Source organism: Bacillus sp. P4_D3 (assembly GCF_056401855.1).
This window is the reverse complement of sequence record NZ_JBFUIN010000397.1, coordinates 1-2,824: the sequence shown is the minus strand read 5'-3', so window position 1 is coordinate 2,824 and position 2,824 is coordinate 1. Positions and strand designations below refer to the sequence as shown.

At 34.3% G+C, this 2,824-nt stretch carries 2 protein-coding genes, 1 pseudogene and 1 riboswitch; of the genes and pseudogenes, 1 reads left to right on the top strand and 2 read right to left on the bottom strand.

Translation table 11 applies throughout. The features are described from left to right. Positions 1-89: 89 nt before the first annotated feature. Together AC1DTM_RS21710 and AC1DTM_RS21705 are read right to left on the bottom strand one after the other, a co-directional pair. The gene (locus tag AC1DTM_RS21710) at positions 90-1,457 is read right to left on the bottom strand and encodes an alanine/glycine:cation symporter family protein (RefSeq protein WP_078174204.1); all 1,368 of its coding nucleotides are present in this window, start codon (positions 1,455-1,457) and stop codon (positions 90-92) included. A 108-nt stretch (positions 1,458-1,565) separates the two neighbouring features. Then, a riboswitch (glycine riboswitch) is annotated at positions 1,566-1,686 on the bottom strand. A 218-nt stretch (positions 1,687-1,904) separates the two neighbouring features. Continuing rightward, entirely contained in the window at positions 1,905-2,471 is a 567-nt protein-coding gene (locus AC1DTM_RS21705) for a hypothetical protein (RefSeq protein ID WP_016104795.1), read from the bottom strand. A 168-nt stretch (positions 2,472-2,639) separates the two neighbouring features. On the opposite strand from AC1DTM_RS21705, the pseudogene AC1DTM_RS21700 reads away from it, so the two are divergent. After that, positions 2,640-2,824, top strand: a pseudogene (locus tag AC1DTM_RS21700) (hypothetical protein); the annotation flags it as partial.

The following is a 2,824-nucleotide window of genomic DNA, read 5'->3' as shown; positions in this document are numbered from 1 at the left end:
GAACAATCATGTTTCAAAATGTGTGGGTTTATTCTATATACAATCGATATTTGTAATGAAATTTGAACTGACTTTATTTCAAGCAAACATTAACTTGCCTGTTTTTTATTGCTTTTTTTTAATTTCTCTGCTTGTAAAAACCGATTTGTTTCAGCGACAACTACACCACTTAATCCAATTAGACCAATTAAGTTTGGTATCGCCATAAGTCCATTCGCAATATCGGCAAATGTCCATACAACACCTAATTTTAAATTAGCGCCAATAGCAATCATAACGATAAAGATTGCTTTATAATATCGTACAGCACCTTGTCCAAATAAATAAGCAACACACTTCTCTCCGTAATACGACCAACCTAAAATAGTAGAGTAGGCGAATAATATAATGGCGATACCGAGAATCATACTACCAGCAGTACCGAATACGGATTGGAATGCTAATGTTGTAGCTTCAACACCAGTTTTACCTGATTTCCATGCGCCTGTAGTAATTAATACTAGCCCCGTAATTGTACATACAATAAATGTATCTAGAAAAGTACCAGTCATAGAAACTAAAGCTTGTTTTGCAGGTGAATCTGTTTTGGCAGCAGCCGCAGCAATAGGAGCACTTCCTAAACCAGCCTCGTTCGCAAATACACCACGTGCCATTCCGATTTGAATTGCAGATGCAACTGTTGCTCCGATAAAACCACCAGCAGCTGCAGTACCATTAAATGCACCAGAAAAAATAAGTGAAAATGCTTCTGGAATTTGATCATAGTGATAGAAAATAATAATAAGACCAGCAATTATATAAAAGAAAGCTTTAATAGGAACGATAAATCCCGTCACTTTCCCGATTTTTTTTACACCGCCTAAAATGACAATAGCGATTAAAAAGGACATTAATATACCAGTTAAAGCAGGGGGGAAAGAGAAATTAATTCGCATTGCCTCTGCAACTGAGTTAGATTGCACCATATTACCGATACCGAAAGAAGCAGTTGTACCGAATATAGCGAATAAAACAGCAAGCCATTTCTTACCTAAGCCACGCTCTAAATAATACATTGGTCCACCTGAGTATTCACCATTTTCATTACTAACACGGTATTTCACCGCAAGAATTGCCTCGGCATACTTTGTTGCCATACCGAACAAAGCAGTAATCCACATCCAAAAGATTGCACCAGGACCACCAATAGTAACAGCTGTTGCAACACCTGCTATATTTCCCATACCAATCGTTGCAGCCATAGCTGTCATGAGCGCCTGGAAGTGACTAATATCTCCAGAAGATGATGTATCCTCTGATTTTTTAAATGCTAGTTTGTGAGCGTATATTAGTTTACTAAACTGTAAACCTTTTAAGCGCACTGTGAGAATGATACCAGTTCCGACTAGTAGCAATAAAGTCGGTAATCCCCACACATAATGATTCATTTGTTCTAATACTTTACTTACTGTCTCCATCTTTATTCTCCTTTTTTTAGAAAAAATAAAAACCACTTCAAGGAAATGAAATGGTCTCTGGAGAAACAAGGGATAGAAAAATAAACCGATACAAATCGGCATTTTCTTTCGCTTGTCTCTGTCCTTTTACCTGAGAGATTATCCGCTAGATTAGCGGATTTGCTCCTTCGGTGCTCGTTTTCCTCCGCGCTATACAAAAGCGAGAGGGAGTCTCTCCAGAGATTCGTCCCCATGCAGTTCTACTTGTAACCAAGACCTGAGAGTTTCAAAGTTCGTTTAACAACTTCTTGCCCCGTCGGTAGATCAATAGATCTTCTCCTGAATGGTTCATCCGAATTATAAAATTCAAAACTTAAAAGCATTGATTGTGTATAGAATCAATAAAAACATTATAGATATACAATTAGTGAAATGCAATCATTTTTTATTTTGAAATAGTAAATAAACTTATTTTTTCGATATTCCTAATTTATCTTCAACTTCATTTAAAGTAGATAAAGCGATGACAATATGTTGATCCGCAAGTCCTAAAGCATGCTTTGTATTTTCAATTGTTTCATTGGTTGGAGTAGAATTGTTGTATCCGTCTATAATCAAATCTGCTGCATTTTTCATAAATTTAGAAGCAGCCTTAAATTCAGTTGTGAAATAAACTAGTTGCTTTTGTATATGTACTTCTGTTATGTTTTCTTCAATTTGTATTGTGTCTATTTCTTTCATAATTTTTTCATATTGTTTGGAAACAGCACTCATTGTAACTAATAGTTTATTTCTGTCCACTGAATCTCCGTTCGTGTTAATCTCTTCCCAGGCAGGCAACCAATCATTCTCAATAATGTCATTATAATTAGTAGTTAATTCATTCATTTTAGGTTGCAATTGAGTTCGGAAAGTTGTGGTATCAACGGTTTCTTTTTCAGCATTTTTTCGATCTTTAGTTGCGTAGAAAATAGTGCCGGCAATAATAAGAATAGAAACCACAAGCAACCATTTGTTTAAAAGTAATTTCTTCAATATATAAATCCTCCAAATTCTAAAAATTTATAATTATAATATATAATAATAATGTTATTGAAGGCAAAGAGTAAAGTACAGAAGTGATTTGAATCATATTTATTCTATACATGAATAATTAAAATTAGTAAAATAATGAAGATATTATGTTAGAAAAGGGGATTTTTAGTGGGAACGAAAAGAAAAAAACGAGCTTCAAGTATTGCAACGGCTATGTTATTAGTTGGTGTACTTGCACTCATATATATGAACAAGGGATCAAAAATTGAAGATTTTCCAATATCAATGTCAGTAATACATATTAACGATGATAACGAAGAGAATTATAAATATATAAGTGTAATGCCTATTAC

Excerpts from the sequence above, each read along its gene's own strand:
- AC1DTM_RS21710 (WP_078174204.1), bottom strand. The coding sequence starts at position 1,457 with ATGGAGACAGTAAGTAAAGTATTAGAACAAATGAATCATTATGTGTGG.